This window comes from Pedobacter sp. MR2016-24 (assembly GCF_026239655.1).
GTDB lineage: Bacteria > Bacteroidota > Bacteroidia > Sphingobacteriales > Sphingobacteriaceae > Pedobacter.
Window position 1 is genome coordinate 231314 of record NZ_JAPIVO010000002.1, and the last position, 23002, is coordinate 254315.

Genomic DNA, 23002 nt, shown 5'->3' on the forward strand with positions numbered 1-23002 from the left:
CATAAGGGGGGCGGCCTCCACTTTTTTTAATTATTTTCGGCAATTAATATTGGTATATGAAATCTCGTTTATCCCTGCTTTTACTCTTATTCACTACCCCTTTATTTCTTAAAGCCCAGTCTTCTGCGCAATTAAATGCGGCGGAAATCAGGCAGGGACTGGAAAGCCTGAACGTTACAGGCAGTGTGTTGTATCTGGCAGCACATCCGGATGATGAAAACACACGTTTGCTGGCTTATCTGGCTAAAGAAAAAAAAGTCAGGACTGGTTACCTGTCTTTAACGAGGGGGGACGGGGGACAAAACCTGATCGGTACTGAACAGGGAGAGTTGCTGGGCTTAATCCGTACACAGGAATTGCTTGCAGCACGGCATATGGACGGAGCAGAACAGTTTTTTACAAGGGCAAACGATTTTGGCTTCTCTAAAAATGCTGATGAAAGTTTAAAAATATGGAATAAGGAACAAATCCTTTCGGATGTGGTATGGGTAATCCGCCAGTTCCGCCCGGATGTGATTATCACTCGTTTTCCACCCGATGCTCGCGCCGGACATGGTCACCATGCCGCTTCGGCCATTCTTGCAAAAGAAGCATTTTATGCCGCGGCAGATCCCAAACGTTTTCCTGAACAATTGAAATATGTGAAAACATGGCAGGCCAAAAGGATCTTTTGGAATACTTTTAATTTTGGTGGCACCAATACAACAGCAGATGATCAGCTGAAACTGGATGTTGGTGTATATAATCCGCTATTGGGTAAAAGCTATGGCGAAATTGCCGCAGAAAGCAGATCCAACCACCGTAGTCAGGGTTTTGGCAGCGCGCGGCAAAGAGGAGCATCTACAGAATTCTTCAGTTTTACTGCAGGTGAAACTGCCAAAAAAGATCTGTTCGAAGGGATCAACAATACATTGAGTCGCGATAAGGGCCTGGCGAAAGCGCAACAGCTCATCGACGAGATCAATACCACATACAATGCAGCCAACCCGGCACTATCTATCACAAAGCTTTTACAGCTGAAGTCGATCGTTAAAAACCTTCCTTTTAAACACCAGTTACTGGATGAGCTGATATTGGCCTGTGCCGGATTATGGCTTGAAACATCAGCACCTGAATCGGCATATGCGGTGAGTGACTCAATTCCTGTCACCATCAATGCAATTTCAAGAGTAAAGGCAGGATTTCCATTGAAAATTACTATACGGGAATTAAAAACCGGGATCAATGCGGTGCTTGTTCCTGATGAAATGGTATCGCTGAACAGGAAAATTGCGGCTAGTCAGATCGGCATTACCCAACCTTACTGGTTGGAGAAAAAACATCCTATAGGTAGTTATGTGATAGATTCATTGAATTTCTTAGGTATGCCGGTAGCTGCTGCACCTATTGGAGGAACATTCAGGATCAGCTTTGGCGACCAGTTTGTGGACGTGGTAAGACCTCTTGTGTATAAATCCACAGATCCGGTAAGGGGTGAGATTTATGAGCCGCTTGTAGTAGCACCTCCCGTAACAGCGACAATGGCTGAAAAGGCATTTGTATTCAACAACAATACAGCAAAGAAAATAAACGTGCAACTGCATAGTTTTAAAAATAATGCGGCAGGAGTCTTAACACCTAAAGTTCCGGAAGGCTGGAAGGTAAGTCCGGAGCAAATAGATTTTAGGCTGATTAAAGGGGAGGAACGCAATATCGAATTTACAGTTACGCCCGCTGGTAAAATCAGCAGTGGTAAATTCTCTTTTGCGGTCACTGTCGATGGCAAACCTTACCACCAGGGATTAAAGGTATTAAGCTATGAACATATTCCTACACAGACACTCTTTCCATTTGCTGAGGCGAAAGTGGAAAAGATAGACCTGAAATTTGGTGGAAAGAAGATAGGTTATATTGCTGGTGCGGGTGATCTGATCCCTGAATCATTGGTGCAGATCGGTTATACGGTAACGCGTTTGTCAGAAAAACAGGTCATCAATGGTGACCTTTCTGAGTTTGATGCCATCATCACTGGTGTGCGTTTATACAACATCAATGAGCAAATTGCAGCAATGCAGCCCAAACTGATGGATTATGTTAAAAATGGTGGTGTATTATTAGTGCAATACAATGTGAACTCTCCATTAAAAATACAGGAATTAGGCCCTTATCCATTTAAGCTTACGCGCGACCGTACCACGGAGGAAGATGCAAAAGTTAACTTCCTTGCGCCAAATCATCCGGCATTAAATTTCCCGAATAAAATTACCGATCAGGATTTTGAAGGCTGGATTCAGGAACGGGGTTTATATTTCGCAAGGGATATCGACACGCATTACACGCCTATCCTGCAAATGCATGATACAGGTGAGGAAAATAACAATGGTTCCTTACTGGTGGCAGATTATGGAAAGGGTAAGTTTGTATATACCTCGCTTGCGTTCTTCAGGGAATTGCCGGCGGGCGTACCAGGTGCCTATCGTTTATTCGTGAACCTGATATCAAAAGATAAATAATGAAGAAGCCAGGTCAGGAATTGCCTCCATTTGTGAAAAGCTGGAAACAGTTTTATGTATTGTTGATCGGCTGGCTGGCCTTGCTGATTGTGGGCTTTTACATTTTTACCAGGTATTTTGAATGAGTAATCTAGATTGGGGTGTTTTACTATTTACGCTGGTCGTCATTGTTGTATATGGCATTTACAAGAGCAGGGGTGCACAGAATATCAATGGTTACCTGCTGGGTAATCAGTCTTTGCCCTGGTACAGCGTATGTTTGTCGGTAATGGCTACACAGGCCAGTGCGATTACTTTTTTATCCGCACCCGGATTGGCATATTCTACCGGAATGGGCTTTGTGCAGTTCTATTTTGGTCTGCCACTGGCAATGATTGTATTGTGCATTACTTTTGTGCCTATTTTTCATCGGTTAAAAGTATATACTGCTTATGAGTATCTGGAACAACGTTTTGATCTGAATACACGAGCGCTCACTGCCTTTTTATTTTTGATCCAAAGGGGACTGTCGACCGGAATCACGATTTACGCGCCTTCTATCATCTTATCTACGATCTTAAATATCAATACGACTTATACGACGATCTGTATTGGTGGAATTGTGGTCGCCTATACTGTTTATGGTGGAACTAAAGCCGTTTCATATACGCAGATGCTGCAAATGACAATTATCTTTTGCGGACTGTTCGTTGCAGGAATCCTTGTCGTACAGCTGTTGCCCGGTGGTGTCGGCTTCAGTAAAGCGATCAGTATTGCTGGTAAAATGGGGCGTACAAATGCGATCGACTTTAAGTTCGACTGGAACAATCCTTATACGGTCTGGAGCGGATTGATTGGCGGGTTCTTTCTGCAATTGTCTTACTTTGGGACAGACCAGAGTCAGGTAGGCCGTTATCTGACTGGTGCATCAGTCAGTGAAAGCCGTTTAGGTCTGCTCATGAACGGACTGGTGAAAATCCCCATGCAGTTCCTCATCCTGCTGATCGGTGTATTGGTCTTTACTTTTTACCAGTACAATCGTCCCCCTGTGTTTTTCAATAGCTTTGAACTGAACAAGCTGGAACAAAGCAGCTACAACCCGCAGTTAAAGGTGCTGGAAAAGAAATACGATAAAGCATTTCAGGAGAAGCAGGTGGAAGTGAATAAGCTGAATGCGGCATTGGACAGGGAAGATCAGCCGGTGATTGACCAGCAGCGGATCGCACTGAAAATAGCCGATGAGCAAACAAAAACGGTACGGAAGGAGGTGACCGACCTGATGCTTAAAAACGATAAAGGTGCTGATATCAATGATAACAATTATATCTTTCTCAGCTTTGTTACCAAATATCTGCCTAAGGGGCTGATAGGCTTGCTGATTGCAATTATATTCCTGGCATCGATGGGTTCGACAGCAAGTGCGCTGAATTCTCTGGCCTCGACGAGTGTGATTGATATTTATAAGCGACTCATCAATAAAGAAGCTAGTGATGAGAAATACCTGAAGGCCTCCAGATGGTCAACTGTAATATGGGGCGTCATCTGCATCGCAATGGCTTTATATGCGAGTAAAATCGGAAACCTGATTGAGGCGGTGAATATCCTGGGATCTTATATTTATGGTACTATACTGGGCGTATTTTTAGTCGCTTTTTATGTGAAGCAGGTTGGTGGTAAGGCTGTTTTCTACGCGGCGATCATCACTGAAATTGTGGTGTGTATCTGCGGATACCAGAAAGTTGTTGCTTATTTATGGTTGAATGTGATTGGCTGTTTGCTGGTGGTATTACTGGCATATGTTATCCAGCAGTTCTTCAAAAAGAAAACCGCTGCTGTTTAAGGCAACGGTTTTTATTATTATTCCTGCCTGATGTGTGCTTATTTTTTGGTTAAAGCTAACAACTCCGTATTTAAACGGATATATTCCGGGTTTTTAATGGCTGTTGCTCTTTTGATACCTTCTTCAGCACTGATCGCAGCGCCTTTTTTATCGCCCATTTTCAATTGAGTACGGCCTTTCCACAGTATAAACCATGGAGATTTGTTATCATCTGCAGCTGTCATCCATTCCAAAGCTTTATTCAGGTCTTTACCATTTTCCAGGTAATACTGTGCTGCCTGAAAGTATGGTTTTTTCTCGCCTTTCATTGCTTCTTCAATACTTGCCATTACTTTGGTATCAATATCTGTAGTCAGATTTACTGCTACTGAAGTATTGTCCCACGACAACTGTAACTGGCCTTTAGTAGGAAAAACATTAGCGAATCCAATAGTGAATGTTTCTACTTTGTCCTTTAAGATTGCGGGTTTCACTTTCACACGTAAAAAGTCTTCTGCTTCTTTATATTCATAAGCACCCCATTGTTTAGTGCCTTTGTTCAGAATTACTGTCCATTCGCTTTTGCCGGGAATAGTAAACAAAGCATATTCTCCTGCAGGTACCGGCTGACCTTCAAAAGTCACATCTTCGGTAAAAGTAATTACTGTAGCATTGTTTGCACCTGTTCTCCAAACTGATCCATAAGGCTCCAGTTCTCCGAAAACCTTACGTCCTTTTGTATTTGGGCGTGCATATTTTACAGTGATAGTACCCAGACCGAAATCTTGTGTGATTGTTTGACCGCTGCTGGGTTGTGGCATCTTGATGCCTTGTGCTTTCATTTCACTGTTCATGCAAATCGCAAGAGCAATGCTTAGCGCAACTTTTAATGTCGTTTTCATCTTGTTTTGTTTTTGTTGCTACGAAAATACAGTTCTGTTTCGGATTTCGGAGATTCAAACTTTTTTTAGGACTGCATGTTTAGGTATTATTACTTAGAACAGAAAAACATGAAACAATTAAATTTATTTGGGTTGATGATTGCTGCGGCATGCAGCTTCCAGGCTTGTCAGAGTCCGGAACAACGTGGTGCAAATGGTGATTCTACGGGTACATCGGCCGCTGCGGATTCAGGAAAATCAGATACAGGTGCAGTATCGTCTGCAAGTAAGGATTCTTCAGATAAAGGTAATATGCCGAAAGACGTAACGAACCAGTCGAAAGTTGATGAAGATGAAGCTGTCTTTATGAAAACTGCTGCTGTTGGCGGTATGATGGAGGTTGATTTGGGTAAGCTTGCACAGAAATCTGCGAATGCGAAAGTTAAAGCTTTTGCTGCTCAGATGGTTGCCGATCATAGTAAAGCAAATGCAGAGTTGAAAGCCATTGCTACCAGTTCAGGTATTATTTTGCCATCAGCTTATCCGGCAGCGGAGCAGGCACATGTGGATATGATGAAGAAAATGACAGGTGCTGCTTTTGATAAACATTATGTGGAGATGATGGTAACGGATCATGATAAGACTGTTGCTTTATTTAAAGGGGCTGCGTCGGGTTCAAGAACGAAAGAAGTGAAGGATTTCGCTGCTAAAACATTGCCTGTAATTGAAGGGCACTTTGCAAAGGCGAAGGCTTTACAAGGGGAAATGAAATAGTATTCCGAAAGGAATAATAAAACAGGAAGGGTATTTTCGACTGCCTATCTTTTGCTGCGCAAAACATAGGAGGCCGAAAATACCCTTCCTGTTTTATTAGGTATTCGCAATGTACAGGGGGGGAAGGGGTTCTTCTATGTCTTTGTATATCCAAATATAGATATTCTTATATCCAGATGTAAATATACATATAGTCTTTCTTCTGGGTAACTTGGCAGCCTTTGTACAATTAATCCTGTTGGAGGTCAAAGACGAATGATGAATTGTTTCGATATATTTGACTGAGTTCAATAATACAAGATACAAAGCTATGAAATCAGTAGTTGACCGTCTGCTAAAAAATATAAGTAATATGCATGAGTTGGGTCGTCAACGTGCCTTTGAATTAGGGAATCCATTTTATGCTCAATTCAAAGAAGATGATGGATATTGGCGTAAAGAATTACCAACCGGAGAGAAATACTTGGTGTCAATTGAAATTATATTCGATGCACAGGGTAGGGCGGTTGAGATTAAGGATACCATTATGAGAAAATTAAATTAAAGCAAGAAATTGCAGTAAATCGTAATTCTCGGCGTATTAGAAGTTTATATAGTTCTAATTTTCTCAAATTCGACGTAATCAATTTAAGTCTACAAGAGCAATGATTAGTCTTACCCTTGTAAACTTAATAAGCACAATTTCTAAGCAATCGCCAAGTTCAAATCTTTCGCAATAGACATCAGCTTTTCTTCAGCAACGCTCAGCTGATGACGCAGCTCCTGCGCAGCCAGATCTGTCTGCAGCTTCAGTTCAGGAATCAGGTCTTTATAATAGTTGATTCCGTTAAACAACTGGTCAGTAAACTTCTCGAAATACTTCGTTTTTTTAACGCTGAGCTCATTGATCTGTGCGTTAAGGTCTTTTTTAAGGTAATCAATATAAAGGTTCAGCTCGTTGACAAATAGATTCGGGCGTAAGGTCTTGAACGAGATGGATTCGCGACCATAGATATGGCTGATCATTTCTTTCAGGGAATACTGTCTGGAGAAATAAGCCAGATTTGGGCCGGGGCAGATGCTTACTGCCGGACTCTCTTTAGGTTTGAGCAGGCCATGTTTAATATAAGTGGAGGAACAAAGCCCTTCGCAAAGGCATATCTTCTCCGTGATGGTATCAAATTTTTCTGTAAATGCCGCTGCGCTCAACTCCATTTGTTCCAGTTCTTTGATCTTCAGGTTTTGATATTCCCGGGAGGCGGTGCAAATAGGCAATTCGGTAAACTCTGTATTGGTAGAGAGGAATTTCTTTACACAGGGACTTCCCGGGCGACCTTTTTCTATGCGCTGCAATCTTTGTTCTTCCATAGTGCTTTTTCTGAAGTTGTTAAAAAGTACACCCAATGGTGAGGAGTTGCTCACATAATAGTCGTCTGCCGTAGCTGTAGCCAGTGATTCCATTGTTTGTTCGTCTACGTTAGTGGCCTCGGGAACAAGCAAAAATGGACTGCCCCAACCGGTTGCGTCGAGCGCATAATAATTCAGGAGGAATTCATGCTCTTCAAATGTACCGATGCCGCCTTGTGCAGTTATTTTCAAGGTAGTTGCTACGGTTGTGCTGATATCTTTTGCACTTAAAGCAGCATGGTATATGGCAGCGAGTTCCGAATGCAGTTCTGTTCGTTTTTGTTTAAACTCTTCCAGGATAGGTCCCAATAACAATCCTTCCGTTGCGAAAGCGTGTCCGCCGCAGTTAAGACCAGATTCCACACGAAATTCTGATACCCATAAGCCTTTTTTAGCGAGCATTTTCGCCTGGATCAGGGCAGAACGGTAGTCACTTACTTTAAGTGTGATCTTCTTTTTAATGTCGCCGAACCGATTGGGATAGAAGTCGGCACAATTCTCCATATAAGTATACAGGCGTGGGTTTAATCCGGCTGAAATGATCACTGATGAGCCTAATGAACTATTTGCAAAACCCCGCATGGCGGCCAGGGCATCGGTAAAATCGTTCCCTTCATGTTCATTATCTTTCGTATAATTCGCTTTGTCTACCTTAGACATGATGTTTACATCGATATTTCCTGCCTTCATTTTCGCCCGCAGGTCCTCCTGCCGGTATTTTTTTGCTTCACCATCGGGCAACGCCAGCATCTGCTCATAGGCCTTTTTCAGTGATGAATTTTCCGGCAGAAAATCGAAATAGGTATTAATTTCAGTGCCTGCAGCAAAATCTTCCTGCGCTAAGGCCGAAAAGGCTGCGGTAACCAATATATGCAATAGATTCAGGTAGGCCGTAATACGTTTCGCCCTGCTATCCGGCTCCTCTTTTTTGATGAGCGTGTAGGGCAGATTGTTTTTCTCTGAATGGAACTTTCTCATTCGCTCGCACAACTCGTCATCAACGATGGAAACAACTGACGAAATACCGTATCTGGCTACTTTTAGAGGGGTGTCGACCGAATAACCCAGTCCTAAAACCGGAATATGAAAAGTATGGTTCATAGCATTATATTTATCTGTAGGATTGCAAAATAGCAGAGAAAATTCATTTAAAAATATGACATTGATCACTGTTTTTGGTGACGCATATTGCTAAGTGCGGTGACAGAAATCATGGAAAAGGGTGATTTGAGCGAGGATATTTGTATCAACAAAAACAAATTATCATGGCAACTTTAACCCTAACAACCGCCCCAACAGTATCATTGTATACCAGATATTTAAACTTTGCAGACACACAGAAAGAAAACCATTTAGGATGGTTTCTCGTGTCTATCATTTTACATGCAACGCTATTAGTGCCTTTAACTTTTGTAGTGGTTTACTCTTTAGGAGGTCACGTATTACCTTGCCTGGCAACAAGTATGGTCATCTTCTTCGCCAACATTGTAGCAAATATGAGTGGTATGACCACGAGGTTTACGATTTTCATCTTCGGACTGAGTCTCTTTATCCACCTGGCTATCCTGTTAATTACTGTTGCAGGTATTTAAATAAGGCGGATAATGCAATATATAAACCGTTTATAGATTTTCTATATTTGTAAAAATCAATATATGGAAAATGCCAGGTTATTAGCGGCGATTATCGAAACCGCGATTGATGGAATTATCACCATCGACGGAAAAGGAAAAATTGAACTGCTAAATCCTGCTGCGCTGAAACTTTTTGGCTATACACTGGAGGAAGTAATGGGGAATAATATTTCCATGCTGATGCCGGAGCCGGATCAGTCGGCCCACGATGGTTATCTGGGACATTACCACCAGACCGGTGAAAAACATATCATTGGCATTGGAAGGGAAGTGCGGGGCCTGAGAAAAGATGGCTCCACGTTTCCTTTCCGACTGGCCGTGAGTGAAGTGCAGTACCAGGACCGTAAGATCTTTACCGGCTTTATCCACGACTTATCCAAGGAGAAAGAAGCAGAAGAGCGCTTGCGTGAATACGCTGCTGAACTGGAAAACCTGGTAGATGAGCGGACTAAATCTTTAAAGAAAACCGTTACTGCACTCAGGGAAGCGAAGGAGGAAGTCAGTATTTCCCTGGAAAAAGAGAAAGAGCTGAACCAGATGAAAAGCAGGTTTGTTTCTATGGCTTCGCACGAGTTCCGTACACCACTGAGCTCTGTCCAGTTGTCTTCTTCCCTGATCGAAAAATATGCACAGCCTTTCCAAAATAAACACATTGAAAAACATGTGCATAAGATCAAAAATGCGGTAGGCAATCTTACTACGATTCTGAACGACTTTCTGTCATTGGAAAGGCTGGAAGCGGGCCGGGTAGAACCCGCGTTTCAGGCATTCGACCTGGTGAAGTTAGCGGAAGAAATTACGGAAGAAATGCAGATGATTGCAAAACAGGACCAGAATATTATCTACCAGCATACCGGACTGGAAAGTGTGGTGATGCTGGATCAGAACCTGCTCAAGAACTGCATGATCAACCTGATCAATAATGCCATCAAATATTCCGGAGAAAATACGTTCATTGAATTCAATACGGAAATCAATGAAAGACAGTGCATCGTTACCATTAAAGACAATGGCATCGGGATTCCTGATACGGATCAGAAGCACTTATTTCAACCCTTTTTCAGGGCGCACAATACAGGGAATATTCCCGGCACAGGTCTTGGGCTTAACATCGTCATGCGTTATGTAAGTCTGATGAAAGGCGAAGCACAGTTTGAGAGCAAACAGAACGAAGGCACTACCTTTATCCTGTCATTTAATAAATAGATCAATATTTTTTAAGCTGCACACAGATCTTTTTGGGCGGCAGTTCTAATTAAACAGATATCATATGAAACAGCAAAGTATACTCATCATTGAAGACAACGAAGACATCAGAGAAAGCACAGCGGAAATCCTTGAACTGGCCAATTATGAAGTTTTTCAGGCGGATAACGGAAAAACCGGTGTAGAACTGGCCAATTCACACCTGCCTGATTTAATTCTTTGCGACATCATGATGCCGGAGCTGGACGGTTATGGTGTATTGTATCTGCTGAATAAAAATCCGCAGACCGCTGCTACCCCTTTCATATTTTTAACCGCAAAGGCCGAAAGAATGGATATGCGCAAAGGAATGGAGATGGGGGCTGATGATTACCTGGTGAAACCTTTCGATGATGTAGAGCTGCTGAATGCCATTGAGAGCAGGCTGCATAAAAAGGAGAAGCAGGAGCTTTTTTACAGTAAATCGATTGACAAGCTCACGCACCTGGTATCTGGTACGCAGGGTGTAAAAGAGCTGGATAAAATGATGTCTGAGCGTAAGGTCAGGACCATCAAAAAGAAACAGATTATTTATTATGAGGGCGATTCCGTGTCGGGTATTTACCTGGTATTGAGTGGCAAAGTGAAAACAGTTAAACTGAGTGAGGACGGCCGCGAATTGCTGACAGGCATGTATGGTCCTGATGAATATTTCGGTATTCCGGCATTGTTACTGAACGAACCTTACAATGAAACCGCTGAAGCACTGGAGGATACAACAGTATGTCAGCTGCCAAAAGAAATGCTGGAAGAACTGCTGAACCGTTACCCTGATGTGGCAAGACAGTTCATCCATATCCTGTCTAATAATTTGCTGGAGAAGGAAGAACAACTGTTACAACTGGCTTATCATTCGGTACGCAAACGCATGTCTGATGTACTGATCCGTTTATGTAAGCAGGAAAAACAGGAAGGGCAGATTGTACTGCGTATTTCGAGAGATAACCTTGCTGCGATGGCCGGAATGGCCACTGAGACGGTCAGTCGTATCCTGAGTGATTTTAAGGATGAACGCATTATTGAACGTAAAGGCAGCCAGATCGTCATACTGGATGAGATGAAACTGCAGCAGATGAAAAACTGATCAGGATCACATTTATGGCTGACTAATCTCATTCCCCGGCGGGCACTTAACCGCTAATTTTGATAAATAAATCAATTTCGAATGAGAGTAGTAGCCTACAGTATAAAGTCTTTTGAAAAAGAGCCACTGGCGATAGCCAATCATAAAAAGCATGATATTACCCTGATATCGAACTCGCTAAGTGCCGCAACGGTAAGTTATGCGGAGGGGAAAGAAGCGGTAATTGTGTTTAGTGAAGATCAGGTATCAGCTGCAGTGATCAATAGCCTGGCAGATCTGGGCGTAAAGTTTATCGCCACCAGATCTACCGCAACTACGCATATCGATCAGGATGCGGCAGCAGAGCGAAACATTAAGATCGCTAATGTGCCTGCAGTTTCCCTGATGGGGATGTCTGAGCAGGGAATGCCTATGGCCCTCGCCAATGAAACTATTCTCAACCTGGATAAATGGCAGCAAAACCGTTGTCTGGGTTCCGCATGTGTATGCTCCAGGGCATGTGATCAGGTCACGCCTAAAAACGAAGAGCCATGAGCAATACATCCTTAACCGCAAAATACCACGTCGCGGCACCCAGGTATACCAGTTATCCAACGGTGCCTTACTGGGATAATGAAAGATTCAGCAAAGAAAAATGGGCAGATGCCGTCAGCAAGGCCTTCAATGCGAGCAATCATAGGGATGGCATGAGTTTATACATCCACCTGCCATTTTGTGAAAGCCTGTGCACCTATTGTGGCTGCAATACACGCATCACACGTAACCATAAAGTAGAAGAGCCCTACATTCTTGCCTTATTAAAAGAATGGCAGCTCTACCTGAAACTTTTTAACGCCAGACCCATCATCAGGGAACTCCATCTTGGCGGCGGTACGCCCACCTTTTTTAGTGCGCACAATCTTAATCTGCTGATCAACGGTATCCTTCAGCATGCAGATATCCACCCGGAGGCAGAGTTCAGCTTTGAAGCACATCCTGCGAATACTACTGAAGAACATTTGATTACATTAAATAAGCTGGGCTTCAGGAGACTGAGCCTGGGTATTCAGGATTTCGATCCAAGGGTGCAGCTGGTGATCAACAGGATACAGAGTGTAGAGGAGGTAATGGAGGTTACAGCAATGGCCCGGGCTACAGGGTACAATTCTGTAAATTACGACCTGATCTATGGTCTGCCGCTGCAAAATTTGGAAGGACTGAAAGATACCATCGCATCTGTACTGAACCTCAGGCCGGACAGGATTGCTTTTTACAGCTATGCGCACGTACCATGGGTTAAACCGGGTCAGCGTCGTTATACAGAGCAGGACCTGCCTTCAGCAGAAACAAAACAGGAACTCTATGAACTGGGACGCGAAATGCTGAAAGCGGGCGGATATATAGAGATTGGCATGGACCATTTTACACTGGAAACGGATAGTTTGTATGCAGCGGAAAAAGCAGGTAAACTGCACCGTAATTTTATGGGTTATACGCACCAGTACAGTAAATTAATGGTTGGGCTGGGTGTCTCTTCTATCAGCGACAGCTGGACAGGTTTTGCACAAAATGTAAAGAAGGTGGAAGAGTACCTGGAGATCGTAAACAACGGAGAAATACCTGTTTTTAAAGGACATATCCTGAACTCGGAAGATCTGATCATCAGAAGGCATATCTTAAACCTGATGTGTAAAGGCACCACTTCATGGGCATTGCCGCAGGAACGTAATGCTGCTTTTATGGAAGGACTGGAACGGATGAAATTAATTGCTGCAGATGGACTGGTCAATATCAGCGGAACTGAACTGAACGTTACTGCTTTAGGGAAAAGGTTCCTGAGGAATATCTGCATGGCACTGGATTCAAGACTGTGGGCCAATCAGCCGCAAACACAGCTGTTCAGCATGGCCGGTTAATTAGTTAATCCCGGCTATGCATTTCATCTACATACATTCGGTAATGGTTGCCGCTTTAGGCGGACTCAAATAAGGGATATTCAGTTCCAGACCGCGCAGCATAAACCAGCAACCAAGAAATAACATCAGGAAGGGGATCAATTGATTGATCCTTTTCCTGAATAAGGCAGAGGTGAAACCAACACTGACCGCTGCGATAAACATCAGGGGCGTAGTGCCTAATCCAAACCAGAACATATAACTGATGGCCGAAGGTACAGCGCCTGTGTTCAATGCGCCGGCCATCGCCAGATAGACAAATCCGCAGGGCAGGAAGCCATTGATCAGTCCGATGATCAGATGGTTTGCGCGATGCTGCAGGGCATAGCTGAACATGGCATTAAAGGGCTTGAGTAATAAGGAGCTGGAATTGCTCAGGGAGAATTTGAAAATGCGGGATAAGGCGGCCAGGATAATGAGTACACCGCTGAGTATGCTTACGCCTTGTTGCAGACCGGCAAGCCAGATCTGGCGACCTAATAAACCTATCAGCACACCCAATATACAATAAGAAATGATCCTGCCGGATTGATACAGGAGCTTATCGAGCACCAGGTAAAACCAGCCGGAACGGAGAGAAGGCACGCCAAAAGCAAGCGGTCCGCACATGCCCACGCAGTGTACACTGCCGAGCAATCCGATCATAAAGGCAAGGTGCTGATAACTCATTTTACAGTAATTTCCTGTTCGTATAAATAACTTTTTTCGTGACTGAGCCAGTCGGCACTTAACCGCCATGGTCCCTTTTGCAAAGATGTAGCGGGAATGCTGACCTGTTTTGCGGAATTGGTCTCAAAAGCGATTGCCTTGTCCAGTTTTTTGTCTGACGTACGCATCAGCCTGATGGTTCCCTGTGAAGGGGCTTTGAACACGAGGATGATATTTTCTGCGTTCACAGCAATGACAGGCGCAGCGCTATCCAGCTTCACCTGTTCTTTTTTATCATATACTTTATCATAATTGATACTTTTTTCATAATAGTCATTATCCACCAGCGCATCTGTTTTGCTGTTGAACATGGTAAATACCATCACTACGATGAATACCATAAATATGCTCATGCCTGCAGCGATTTTTGTTCCCCAGTTCATCTTCTAGTCGTTTAATGGTGCAATAAATGTGGTTTCAAAATGATCTACTTCTTTGCCACCAGAGATCAGCCTGAAGCCTATTTTTGATTTGTATTGCTGAATCACCTGCTGTGGCATAATCACAAAAAAGGTAATCTTCACACTGCTGTTTACTTTCAGGCTGTCTTCTTTCTGGATGTATTGGATCCTTGCGTTTTTATCATCAGGTACAATGGTGAATTTAAGGGGGTGACTGGTTTTGTTGACCAGCTCGGTAGTGTACAGGTTGCTGACTTCCTTCTCCTTATCCCTGAGCTGATATAAGGTGCCGCCGGCTCTCAGGATGGTAGTTTGTACATCAGTACGGGTGATCAGCAGGTAAGACAGTGTGCCCATCAGTAAACATAAAACAGCACTGTAACCATAAATCCGTTTATTCAGTTTAAAGGGCTGCTTGGTTGCAATTTCATCCTCGGATTTAAAACCGATGAGTCGCAGGGGACGATCTATTTTCTCCATCACCATATCACAGGCATCAATGCAGGCAGTACAGTTCACACATTCCATTTGCGTACCATTCCGGATGTCGATCCCCGTTGGACACACCTGCACGCATAACTTACAGTCAATACAATCACCCAGTACATTTTCTTCTTTTTTCCTTTTTCCCCTGGGTTCGCCACGCTGATAATCATAAGCTACAATGATGCTCTGATTATCCAATAATACACCCTGCAACCTGCCATAGGGACAAGCCACGGTACAAACCAGTTCCCTCATCCTGGAAAATACCAGGTAAAAAACAAAGGTAAAAACGCAGATGGAGATAAATCCGGATACATGCAGAGATACAGGTTCTGTGATGATTTTCCATAAGGGCTCGCGACCAATCAGGTAGGACAGAAAGGTATTGGCAATGAGGAAAGAGATGGCAAAAAATACAGCATGTTTCAGTGTTTTTTTCCATGCCTTCTCAAATGTGAGCGGTCCGTCATCCAGTTTCTTCTGTTTGAAATGATCACCCTCAATCCAGTTCTCAATCCTGCGAAAGATCATTTCCAGGAAAATGGTCTGCGGACAGGCCCAGCCGCAAAAGACCCTGCCAAATACCACCGTAAACAAAACGATGAAGACGATGAAAGTCAGCAGGGCCAGTACGAACAAGTAAAAATCCTGCGGCCAGAAGACAATCCCGAACAGCACAAATTTGCGCTCCAGTACATTCAGCAAGACCAGTTGCTCACCATTCAGTTTGATGAATGGTGCAGCAAACAGCAGGCTAAGGAAAAAATAGCTGACTACGGAACGATACTGGTACAACTTACCTTTAACGATTTTAGGGTATAGCCATTTTCTTTTCTTTCCATCATCAGTCACCGTGCTGATCTGATCTCTGAAATGTAGCGGAGTTTGTGACATTTTATTCTTTTTCCCCTTGCGGCGCTTTTGCACCCGCAGGTTTCGTTCCTTTTAACGATAAAATATAATTGGCGAGATCTGAAATCTGCGATGCACTCAGGGATTTTTCCCAGGCGATCATCCCTTTCTCAGGCACACCATATTTAATGGTTTTGAAAACATTTTTGATACCACCGCCATGCAGCCAATACTCATCCGTCAGGTTAGGACCAACAATACCTTCTGCATGTTCACCATGACAGGGGGTACAGCGGTTAGTGAACAATGCCGCGCCACTTTTCAATACTGCATCGTCTTTACTTTGTACCACATTATTCTCATTTACCGCGCTGGCCGCATTAACAGGATTGGCCAGGAAGGCTACTTTATCTTCAGCAGCCTGTTCAATTTCTGCTACATATTCCTCTTCCTGCAGTTTACCATAACCAAAAACATGGTAGGTGAGCAAATAGCCTGCACCAAAGATGATGGTGGCATAAAAGAGCACCATAAACCAGGCCGGAGTAGGATTGTTCAATTCGGCGATGCCGTCAAACTTGTGCTCCATTTCCAGGCTTTTTTCTTCTTCCATCGGCTTAAGCTGCATGAGCTTAAGCCAGATAGAAGGTTTCTTTTTCACCAGTGCCTGTGCGGCTTCCAGCTCCAGTCTGCGGCGTTCTTTTTCTTCCGGCGTAGCGAAAGGTATAGGATTAGCGGCTTCTTTAACGTAGAACTTAATCACTTTCAGCATCAGTATGGATACGCAAAGCACCATGATGGAAGTGATCAGCATGAGGCCGATTACAATGTCTACCGAAGTATTTCCGGTTGACCAGCTGCTGTTAATTACCTCTTTCATCATTGTCATCTTTTAGTGGGAGTTCGCTCATATAGGTAATTTCTTCTTTTTTCATTCTCAGCAGCATCACACCTACCAGTATAAAGAATAATAGAAAGACGCTCATTGAGCTCAGCAGATACCCTTGGTTTCCGTCGGCCTGCTCCAGGAATTGTTTGAACATGTCTGATTGGTTTTAATGTTATTTTGCTTTAATATCTGTTCCAAGTCGCTGCAGGTAAGCGATGATCGCTATAATTTCCCTGTCGCTTTTTACCTTTATGTTATTTTGTTTCAGGTCGGCCGCTATTCCTTTTGCCTGTGCATCCAGTTTTCCATTTGCCTTATTCTCAAATCCTTCCGGATAAGGAACGCCCAGGGAACGCATTGCGCTGATTTTGGAACGGGTCGTGGTCGTGTCCAGTTGCTGGTTGATCAGCCATTCATACGGAGGCATAATACTGCCCGGCGACATCGTCTGCGGGTCGTACAAGTGATTGTAATGCCATGCATTACCATATTTTCCGCCTTCACGTTGTAAGTCGGGCCCTGTACGTTTAGATCCCCATAAAAATGGATGGTCATACACAAATTCACCCCCTTTACTGTACTCTCCGTAACGCTCCGTTTCCGAGCGGAAAGGTCTGATCATCTGTGAGTGACAGTTGACACAACCTTCCCTGATATAAATATCCCTTCCCTGTAATTCTAAAGGTGTATAAGGTTTCACACTGGAAATGGTAGGGATATTGGACTTAATCGTAAACGTTGGCATCATTTCCACCATTCCACCGATCAGGATCACGATCAGTGACAATACCAGGAATAACATCGGTTTACGCTCCAGGAAGCGGTGTACTTTTTTATCGGAACCCTGAGGCACATATACTGCCGGCAATGGTTGTGCTTCAGCGGCCTCATTTGCAACCAGTTTACCTGCTTTCATGGTTTTGATCAGGTTGTAAGTCATCACAATTACCCCTGTAAGGTATAACGCGCCACCTAAAGCCCTTAGCATATACATCGGGATGATCTGAATCACTGTCTCCAGGAAATTAGGATATCTCAATACACCTTCTGGTGTAAATTCTTTCCACATCAATCCCTGTGTAAAACCAGCGAAGTAAAGCGGCACTGCATAAAATATGATACCCAGCGTACCAATCCAGAAGTGGAAAGAGGCCAGTTTTTTAGAATAGAGTTCTGTGCTGTAAATTCTCGGGATCAGCCAGTACAGGATACCGAAGGTTAAAAATCCGTTCCAGCCTAAGGCACCTACGTGTACGTGGGCAACTATCCAGTCGGTATAATGCGCAATGGCATTGATCTGTTTAAAAGCGAGCATCGGGCCTTCAAAAGTGGCCATCCCATAAGCAGTGATACCCACTACCATGAATTTTAATCTTGGATCTTCTCTTACTTTATCCCATGCACCGCGCAGGGTTAACAAACCGTTGATCATCCCGCCCCAGCTTGGTGCGATCAGCATCACCGAGAAAACAACACTTAAAGATTGTACCCAGCCTGGTAAGGAGGTATAGAGCAGGTGATGGGGACCAGCCCAGATATAGATGAAAATGAGCGACCAGAAGTGGAGGATACTCAGTTTATAAGAATATACCGGGCGTTCTGCCATTTTAGGCAAAAAGTAGTACATCATACCCAGGTAAGGCGTAGTCAGGAAAAATGCTACTGCATTGTGGCCGTACCACCATTGTACCAGTGCATCCTGCACACCTGCATAAACATAGTAACTTTTGAATGCAGAAATCGGCAGTTCAATCGAGTTGACAATATGTAAAACGGCGACAGTAACGAAAGTAGCAATGTAAAACCAGATGGCCACATACATATGTTTCTCTCGTCTTTTGATGATTGTTCCGAACATATTGATCCCAAATACCACCCAGATAAGGGTAATACCAATATCAATCGGCCATTCCATTTCTGCATATTCATGTGAAGTGGTGAAGCCCAAAGGAAGGGTAATGGCCGTGGCTACAATAATAAGCTGCCAGCCCCAGAAATGGATATAACTTAATACATCGCTGAACATCCTTGCTTTAAGCAGGCGTTGCAGCGAATAATAAACCCCCATAAAAATGGCATTACCCACAAATGCGAAAATCACCGCATTGGTGTGTAAAGGCCGGATACGCCCAAAAGTGGTGTATTGCGAGCCCATGTTTAATGACGGGGTGAAGAGTTGCATGGCGATCAGGAGGCCAACCGTCATCCCTACTATGCCCCAGATGATGGTGGCGATAGCAAAGTTTCTGACGATCTTGTTGTCGTAGTGAAATTTTTCAGTCATGAGAAAAATGATGTATGGTTTATGCGGGTAAAATTAAGAGGAGCGTGCTGACCGGGGTATGACAGAAGTTGCGATTAAGCGTGATCTTCATCACTTTTTTCTTCCTGCTCCGGCGTCAGCTCATCATCGAACAGCATCCGGACAGCAGGGGTGTAGAGATCGTCATGCTGTCCCGACCTGCTGGCCCAGAAAAAAGCAATCAGAAAGATCAGTGCCAGCAAAATACTGAAGCCAATCAGCAGGTAAATCATGTTCATAGCAGTTTGTTTTTGTGTGCGTAATATCTTGCGGTGAGACTGGTAAAGAGTATGATCGTCACCGTACTCATCGGCATCAGGATCGCAGCCATCAGGGGCGATAATAAACCTTGAACTGCGAAAAATAAACCGACCACGTTATAGAGTACAGAGATCACGAAACTCATATGGATGACCCTCACCGCATCTTTTGCCTGTTTAAGGAATTGCGGGATTTTCTGGAAAGCAGCACCGTCAAGGATGGCATCACAACCGGGAGAAAAATTGTTGATATTATCCGTAACCGCGATACCCAGATCACTTTTTCTGAGTGCCCCTGCATCATTGAGCCCGTCGCCGAACATCATTACCTTTGAACCGGCCGATTGTAAGGCGGTGATATAATCCAGTTTGTCCTGCGGACTTTGTCTGAAATGCAGTTGCTGCGCCCTTGGGAAAAAGGGAGTGAGCAGTTGTTTGTCATGGTCATGGTCGCCCGACAATAAATGGAGGTCTTTCGTTTTTGCCAGTTTCAGTGCCAGTTGTTTAAAACCCGGTCTCCAGTCCTGTTTGGATAAGAAATAACCCGCATAGCGGTCGCAGATAACCAGATGTACCACACTGCCCCTTTCCGACAGGTCCAGTCCGAGAAAAGCAGCACTGCCCATTTTGATCTCCTGGCCATTTACCCAGCCGCTGATACCGCGACCCACTTTTTCCATATAATGATCTACAGGATAAATTGGGGGGATATTCAGCGCTTTGACCAGCTCCCTGCTGAGGGGGTGACCAGAATTACGGGCCAGGTCACTCACCATTTGTTTTTCTGCTGCAGTCAGATCGCCCCTCAATTCATAGGCTTCCGCTTCAGGATTGGTAATCGTACCCGTTTTATCAAACACGATCGTATCTATCCTCGCCAGCTCTTCAATGACTGCGGTATTTTTCAGGTAGAACTTATTTTTATCAAATATGCTCAGTACAGCCGCTAATGTAAAGGGTGAACTCAGTGCCAGTGCACAAGGGCAGGCGATGATCAGCACTGCGGTAAAAGAGGCCACAGCTTTATTGATATCCGATCCTATCCAATAAAATCCTGCACAGAAGGCTACTCCCAGCAGCACGATACTGAAATATTTACTTGCCGTATCGCTAAAGGTTTTAATTGTATCCCTTTTACCGGAAAAAGCCTCATTGTTCCACAGCTGCGTCAGGTAACTCTGTGAAACAGGTTTGATCACTTCCAGCTCAATCGCGCCGGTCAGTTGTCTCCCGCCCGCATAGACCACTTCACCCAGCACTTTTTCTACCGGCAGTGATTCTCCTGTCACAAAGCTGAAGTCGATCTTCGCTTCGCCTTTCAGCAGTATCGCATCGGCGGGAATAATTTCATTACTGCGGATCAGGATCCTGTCGCCCGTCTGCAGTTCATTCAATGGCAGCGGTTGCTCTGCGCCATTTTTAATCAGCGTCACCGCAACAGGAAAATAGGAACGGTAATCACGCTCAAAAGAGAGATAATGATAGGTACGCTGCTGCATCCATCTGCCAATGAGCAGGAAGAAAACCAGCGAACATAAGGTATCCACAAATCCGGCACCTGTATTGGTGATAATTTCGGCCGCAGAGCGGATAAACATCACCGCTATACCCAGCGCAAGGGGGAAATCAAGATTGAGAATGCCCCGTTTGGCATTTGTCCAGGCCGAGATAAAATAATCCCTGGCACTGTATAACAATACAGGAATAGAGAAGGCAAGGTTAATATAACCAAAGAAATATTTGAAGTTCTGTTCAAAGCTCGTTAATCCGAAATAATCAGGAAAGCTCAGCAGCATTACGTTACCGAAGCAGAAACCGGCGACCGCTATCTTGGTCATCAGGTGTCTTTCTGAATGATCTGACTGCTGTTTTTTGACTACATCCTGCAGACTGATCAACGGTTCATAACCGATGGCTTCCAGTAATTCTACCACTTCTCGGAGCGATATCTCCTGGTTTTTAAAGGTAACGGCAACCTGTTTTTTCAGAAAATCTATGCGCGACTGGAAAATGGCGGGGTTGATTTTATGCAGGTGTTCCAGCAGCCAGATGCAGGAGCTGCAGTGGATAGCAGGAATAAACAAAGTAATAACTGTTACTTTCTCATCCTTGTAATCAATCAGTCCGGCCGCAATTCCCTCATCTTCCAGGTAATCAAAATGCTGAGGTGTTTTCTTCTGCGTTTGTCCGGGTACATCATTATAGGCATAATAATTAGACAGGTGATGTTTGGTCAGGATCTGGTACACCCCTTTGCAACCCAGGCAGCAAAATGCTTTGTCGTCTGCGTTATATGGTTTTGCAGGCAGGTCGTCACCACAATGGTAACATTTTGTGTCTACCGTAAACGTCGTTTTTTCTACCATAAAAGGAAATTATAATCCCCTCAAAGATGGCCTGAACTGTAGTGGGTTAAAATGATAATGGAAACGTTAAAAAGTGACGCCGATCATATTTTTTTAATTTCTTTAAAATTTATGGATTAAAAGGCAAATCTAATAATCTATTTACATCGTAAATAAGAGTGTTGTAATGCATAAATGTATATTGCCGGAAGTTTAATTTCTTCTGTGACTGATCCTGAATATGAAAATTAATCAACTACGATCTACCTGGGTAAAGCTGACAGGTAGTCCTGAAACGCACGCCCTCGAAGCAAGAATCTTCCACATCACCTGCCTTTTTACCATTATATTGTTTTCCTGCAGTATATTTTTTAACTATTTCATCGGACTTTATACGGTTTCCCTTCTTTTAATTCCCGGTGTTGTTGCCGCCTGCGGAGTTTACTACCTGTCAAAGGCCAAATACCGGCATGACCTTGCTGTAACGATTTTTTGTGTGTTGGGGAATGTTTTATTCATTGCATTTTACTTCAATAACTCCGGCATTAACGGACCGGGATTAATCATTTATCTGCTCTATTTCTTCCTGATTTTGAGTATTGTTCCGAAGTCGCAGCGCATCATATGGATGGCCATCAATACGGTGATTGCCTTTATGCTGCTGGGTATTCAACATGATCATCCGGAATTTATTCCTTTAAAACATCATGATGCCACGGCCAGATATGCGGATTTTGCTTATGTGTATTTCTTCACCTTACTGATCGTCTATTTCACTGTGACGAGTATTCTTGACAATTACAATAAGGAACGGTTGCTGGCGGTGAAGCGGGCCGAAGAACTGGAGCATGCCAACCAGTCGAAGACAAAACTGTTCTCCATCCTGGCGCATGACCTTAAATCACCACTCAACTCTATACAGAATTTTCTGGAAATTCTGCTTGAGTTTGATGTAACGGAACAGGAAAGAAGAACGATAAAAACCAGTTTGCTGCGGGAGACAAAGTATACAAAACAAATGCTGGTCAACCTGCTGTCCTGGAGTAAATCCCAGATGGATGGGATGAAAGTTAAGCAGGTAAAGCTGGATCTGGCAGAAACACTGGATCCGACTTTATTGCTGCAGGCCAGCATTGCCGAAGAGAAAGCAATTTTATTAGATAACCGGCTGGCCAAAAATATCGATCTGTTCGCAGATCATGACATGCTGGAGCTGGTGGTACGCAACCTGGTCAACAATGCCATAAAATTCACTCCTTCGGGAGGACAAATTACCATATCTGCTGAAATTCATGGTGAAGACTGCTGGATCCTGATCAGGGATACCGGTGTGGGTATCAAGAAATCTAAACATAAAGATATCTTTACCTTACAATCCTCCAGCACCTTTGGTACCAATAATGAAAAGGGGGTAGGCCTGGGATTGGTACTCTGTAAGGAATTTATCACCGTACAGCAAGGCAAAATATGGATGGAAAGTACGGTCGGTACCGGAACTACATTTTTTATTAGTCTGCGATTATTTAAATAA

Annotated in this window: 21 protein-coding genes; 11 read left to right on the top strand and 10 right to left on the bottom strand. The window is 43.8% G+C overall.

Features of this window, described 5'->3' with window-relative positions; translation table 11 throughout:
• Positions 1-56 precede the first annotated feature (56 nt).
• From OQX62_RS05125 to OQX62_RS05135, 3 genes are read left to right on the top strand one after another with little or no spacing between them, the layout of a single operon-like run.
• A complete protein-coding gene (locus OQX62_RS05125; RefSeq protein WP_265830337.1) occupies positions 57-2492 on the top strand; it encodes a PIG-L family deacetylase in 2436 nt (811 codons plus the stop codon).
• Positions 2492-2617 (top strand): hypothetical protein, encoded by a 126-nt coding sequence (locus OQX62_RS05130; protein WP_265830338.1) that lies wholly within the window; start codon positions 2492-2494, stop codon positions 2615-2617. Before OQX62_RS05125 ends, OQX62_RS05130 begins: the two co-directional genes overlap by 1 nt.
• Positions 2614-4311, top strand: a complete 1698-nt coding sequence (locus OQX62_RS05135) for a sodium:solute symporter (RefSeq protein ID WP_265830339.1) — start codon at positions 2614-2616, stop codon at positions 4309-4311. The genes OQX62_RS05130 and OQX62_RS05135 overlap by 4 nt, the downstream gene beginning before the upstream one ends.
• A 38-nt stretch (positions 4312-4349) precedes the next feature.
• Here OQX62_RS05135 and OQX62_RS05140 read toward each other — a convergent pair whose 3' ends face one another.
• Positions 4350-5192 carry a DUF2911 domain-containing protein gene (locus OQX62_RS05140; RefSeq protein ID WP_265830340.1) on the bottom strand — a complete coding sequence of 281 codons (843 nt, stop codon included), beginning with the start codon at positions 5190-5192 and terminating at the stop codon, positions 4350-4352.
• 108 nt (positions 5193-5300) lie between these two features.
• Here OQX62_RS05140 and OQX62_RS05145 point away from each other — a divergent pair, with 108 nt between their 5' ends.
• Together OQX62_RS05145 and OQX62_RS05150 are read left to right on the top strand one after the other, a co-directional pair.
• Entirely contained in the window at positions 5301-5945 is a 645-nt protein-coding gene (locus tag OQX62_RS05145; protein WP_265830341.1) for a DUF4142 domain-containing protein, read from the top strand.
• A 310-nt stretch (positions 5946-6255) separates the two neighbouring features.
• Positions 6256-6489 (top strand): hypothetical protein, encoded by a 234-nt coding sequence (locus OQX62_RS05150; protein ID WP_265830342.1) that lies wholly within the window; start codon positions 6256-6258, stop codon positions 6487-6489.
• Positions 6490-6629: 140 nt separating this feature from the next.
• Here the strand turns inward: OQX62_RS05150 and OQX62_RS05155 are convergent, their stop codons facing one another.
• Positions 6630-8432 carry a hypothetical protein gene (locus OQX62_RS05155; protein WP_265830343.1) on the bottom strand — a complete coding sequence of 601 codons (1803 nt, stop codon included), beginning with the start codon at positions 8430-8432 and terminating at the stop codon, positions 6630-6632.
• 164 nt (positions 8433-8596) lie between these two features.
• Between OQX62_RS05155 and OQX62_RS05160 the strand changes: the two genes are divergently transcribed.
• The 5 genes from OQX62_RS05160 (at position 8597) to hemN (ending at position 13189) form a co-directional block, all read left to right on the top strand.
• Positions 8597-8923, top strand: coding sequence for a hypothetical protein (locus OQX62_RS05160; protein WP_265830344.1), 327 nt, complete (start codon positions 8597-8599; stop codon positions 8921-8923).
• A 63-nt stretch (positions 8924-8986) separates the two neighbouring features.
• Entirely contained in the window at positions 8987-10171 is a 1185-nt protein-coding gene (locus OQX62_RS05165) for a PAS domain-containing sensor histidine kinase (RefSeq protein WP_265830345.1), read from the top strand.
• Between the two features lie 64 nt (positions 10172-10235).
• A complete protein-coding gene (locus OQX62_RS05170; RefSeq protein WP_265830346.1) occupies positions 10236-11294 on the top strand; it encodes a response regulator in 1059 nt (352 codons plus the stop codon).
• Positions 11295-11375: 81 nt separating this feature from the next.
• Positions 11376-11828 carry a lactate dehydrogenase gene (locus tag OQX62_RS05175; RefSeq protein WP_265830347.1) on the top strand — a complete coding sequence of 151 codons (453 nt, stop codon included), beginning with the start codon at positions 11376-11378 and terminating at the stop codon, positions 11826-11828.
• On the top strand, positions 11825-13189 hold the full coding sequence (hemN, locus tag OQX62_RS05180; protein ID WP_265830348.1) for an oxygen-independent coproporphyrinogen III oxidase: 1365 nt from the start codon (positions 11825-11827) through the stop codon (positions 13187-13189). Before OQX62_RS05175 ends, hemN begins: the two co-directional genes overlap by 4 nt.
• Positions 13190-13216: 27 nt before the next feature.
• Here the strand turns inward: hemN and OQX62_RS05185 are convergent, their stop codons facing one another.
• The 8 genes from OQX62_RS05185 to OQX62_RS05220 form a co-directional block, all read right to left on the bottom strand.
• On the bottom strand, positions 13217-13897 hold the full coding sequence (locus tag OQX62_RS05185; protein ID WP_265830349.1) for a sulfite exporter TauE/SafE family protein: 681 nt from the start codon (positions 13895-13897) through the stop codon (positions 13217-13219).
• On the bottom strand, positions 13894-14319 hold the full coding sequence (locus OQX62_RS05190) for a FixH family protein (RefSeq protein ID WP_265830350.1): 426 nt from the start codon (positions 14317-14319) through the stop codon (positions 13894-13896). The genes OQX62_RS05185 and OQX62_RS05190 overlap by 4 nt, the downstream gene beginning before the upstream one ends.
• Before the next feature lie 3 nt (positions 14320-14322).
• Complete coding sequence (gene ccoG, locus OQX62_RS05195; protein WP_265830351.1) at positions 14323-15717, bottom strand: cytochrome c oxidase accessory protein CcoG; 1395 nt, start codon at positions 15715-15717, stop codon at positions 14323-14325.
• Between the two features lies 1 nt (position 15718).
• Complete coding sequence (locus tag OQX62_RS05200) at positions 15719-16558, bottom strand: cbb3-type cytochrome c oxidase N-terminal domain-containing protein (RefSeq protein WP_265830352.1); 840 nt, start codon at positions 16556-16558, stop codon at positions 15719-15721.
• Positions 16539-16718, bottom strand: coding sequence for a hypothetical protein (locus OQX62_RS05205; RefSeq protein WP_265830353.1), 180 nt, complete (start codon positions 16716-16718; stop codon positions 16539-16541). The genes OQX62_RS05200 and OQX62_RS05205 overlap by 20 nt, the downstream gene beginning before the upstream one ends.
• Before the next feature lie 18 nt (positions 16719-16736).
• Positions 16737-18848, bottom strand: coding sequence for a cytochrome-c oxidase, cbb3-type subunit I (gene ccoN / locus OQX62_RS05210; RefSeq protein WP_265830354.1), 2112 nt, complete (start codon positions 18846-18848; stop codon positions 16737-16739).
• A gap of 74 nt (positions 18849-18922) precedes the next feature.
• On the bottom strand, positions 18923-19105 hold the full coding sequence (gene ccoS, locus OQX62_RS05215; RefSeq protein WP_265830355.1) for a cbb3-type cytochrome oxidase assembly protein CcoS: 183 nt from the start codon (positions 19103-19105) through the stop codon (positions 18923-18925).
• Positions 19102-21492: a heavy metal translocating P-type ATPase gene (locus OQX62_RS05220; protein ID WP_265830356.1), complete on the bottom strand. Its 2391-nt coding sequence runs from the start codon at positions 21490-21492 to the stop codon at positions 19102-19104. The genes ccoS and OQX62_RS05220 overlap by 4 nt, the downstream gene beginning before the upstream one ends.
• Before the next feature lie 220 nt (positions 21493-21712).
• On the opposite strand from OQX62_RS05220, the gene OQX62_RS05225 reads away from it, so the two are divergent.
• Positions 21713-23002: a sensor histidine kinase gene (locus tag OQX62_RS05225; protein WP_265830357.1), complete on the top strand. Its 1290-nt coding sequence runs from the start codon at positions 21713-21715 to the stop codon at positions 23000-23002.

What these genes read in the sequence shown, in the direction of transcription:
- OQX62_RS05150 (WP_265830342.1), top strand. Translation starts at nt 6,256, where the DNA reads ATGAAATCAGTAGTTGACCGTCTGCTAAAAAATATAAGTAATATGCAT.
- OQX62_RS05140 (WP_265830340.1), bottom strand. Translation starts at nt 5,192, where the DNA reads ATGAAAACGACATTAAAAGTTGCGCTAAGCATTGCTCTTGCGATTTGC.
- ccoN (WP_265830354.1), bottom strand. Translation starts at nt 18,848, where the DNA reads ATGACTGAAAAATTTCACTACGACAACAAGATCGTCAGAAACTTTGCT.
- OQX62_RS05205 (WP_265830353.1), bottom strand. Translation starts at nt 16,718, where the DNA reads ATGTTCAAACAATTCCTGGAGCAGGCCGACGGAAACCAAGGGTATCTG.
- OQX62_RS05220 (WP_265830356.1), bottom strand. Translation starts at nt 21,492, where the DNA reads ATGGTAGAAAAAACGACGTTTACGGTAGACACAAAATGTTACCATTGT.
- OQX62_RS05190 (WP_265830350.1), bottom strand. Translation starts at nt 14,319, where the DNA reads ATGAACTGGGGAACAAAAATCGCTGCAGGCATGAGCATATTTATGGTA.
- OQX62_RS05185 (WP_265830349.1), bottom strand. Translation starts at nt 13,897, where the DNA reads ATGAGTTATCAGCACCTTGCCTTTATGATCGGATTGCTCGGCAGTGTA.
- OQX62_RS05200 (WP_265830352.1), bottom strand. Translation starts at nt 16,558, where the DNA reads ATGATGAAAGAGGTAATTAACAGCAGCTGGTCAACCGGAAATACTTCG.
- hemN (WP_265830348.1), top strand. Translation starts at nt 11,825, where the DNA reads ATGAGCAATACATCCTTAACCGCAAAATACCACGTCGCGGCACCCAGG.
- OQX62_RS05125 (WP_265830337.1), top strand. Translation starts at nt 57, where the DNA reads ATGAAATCTCGTTTATCCCTGCTTTTACTCTTATTCACTACCCCTTTA.
- OQX62_RS05175 (WP_265830347.1), top strand. Translation starts at nt 11,376, where the DNA reads ATGAGAGTAGTAGCCTACAGTATAAAGTCTTTTGAAAAAGAGCCACTG.
- OQX62_RS05160 (WP_265830344.1), top strand. Translation starts at nt 8,597, where the DNA reads ATGGCAACTTTAACCCTAACAACCGCCCCAACAGTATCATTGTATACC.
- OQX62_RS05165 (WP_265830345.1), top strand. Translation starts at nt 8,987, where the DNA reads ATGGAAAATGCCAGGTTATTAGCGGCGATTATCGAAACCGCGATTGAT.
- OQX62_RS05145 (WP_265830341.1), top strand. Translation starts at nt 5,301, where the DNA reads ATGAAACAATTAAATTTATTTGGGTTGATGATTGCTGCGGCATGCAGC.
- OQX62_RS05170 (WP_265830346.1), top strand. Translation starts at nt 10,236, where the DNA reads ATGAAACAGCAAAGTATACTCATCATTGAAGACAACGAAGACATCAGA.
- OQX62_RS05155 (WP_265830343.1), bottom strand. Translation starts at nt 8,432, where the DNA reads ATGAACCATACTTTTCATATTCCGGTTTTAGGACTGGGTTATTCGGTC.
- OQX62_RS05225 (WP_265830357.1), top strand. Translation starts at nt 21,713, where the DNA reads ATGAAAATTAATCAACTACGATCTACCTGGGTAAAGCTGACAGGTAGT.
- ccoS (WP_265830355.1), bottom strand. Translation starts at nt 19,105, where the DNA reads ATGAACATGATTTACCTGCTGATTGGCTTCAGTATTTTGCTGGCACTG.
- OQX62_RS05130 (WP_265830338.1), top strand. Translation starts at nt 2,492, where the DNA reads ATGAAGAAGCCAGGTCAGGAATTGCCTCCATTTGTGAAAAGCTGGAAA.
- ccoG (WP_265830351.1), bottom strand. Translation starts at nt 15,717, where the DNA reads ATGTCACAAACTCCGCTACATTTCAGAGATCAGATCAGCACGGTGACT.
- OQX62_RS05135 (WP_265830339.1), top strand. Translation starts at nt 2,614, where the DNA reads ATGAGTAATCTAGATTGGGGTGTTTTACTATTTACGCTGGTCGTCATT.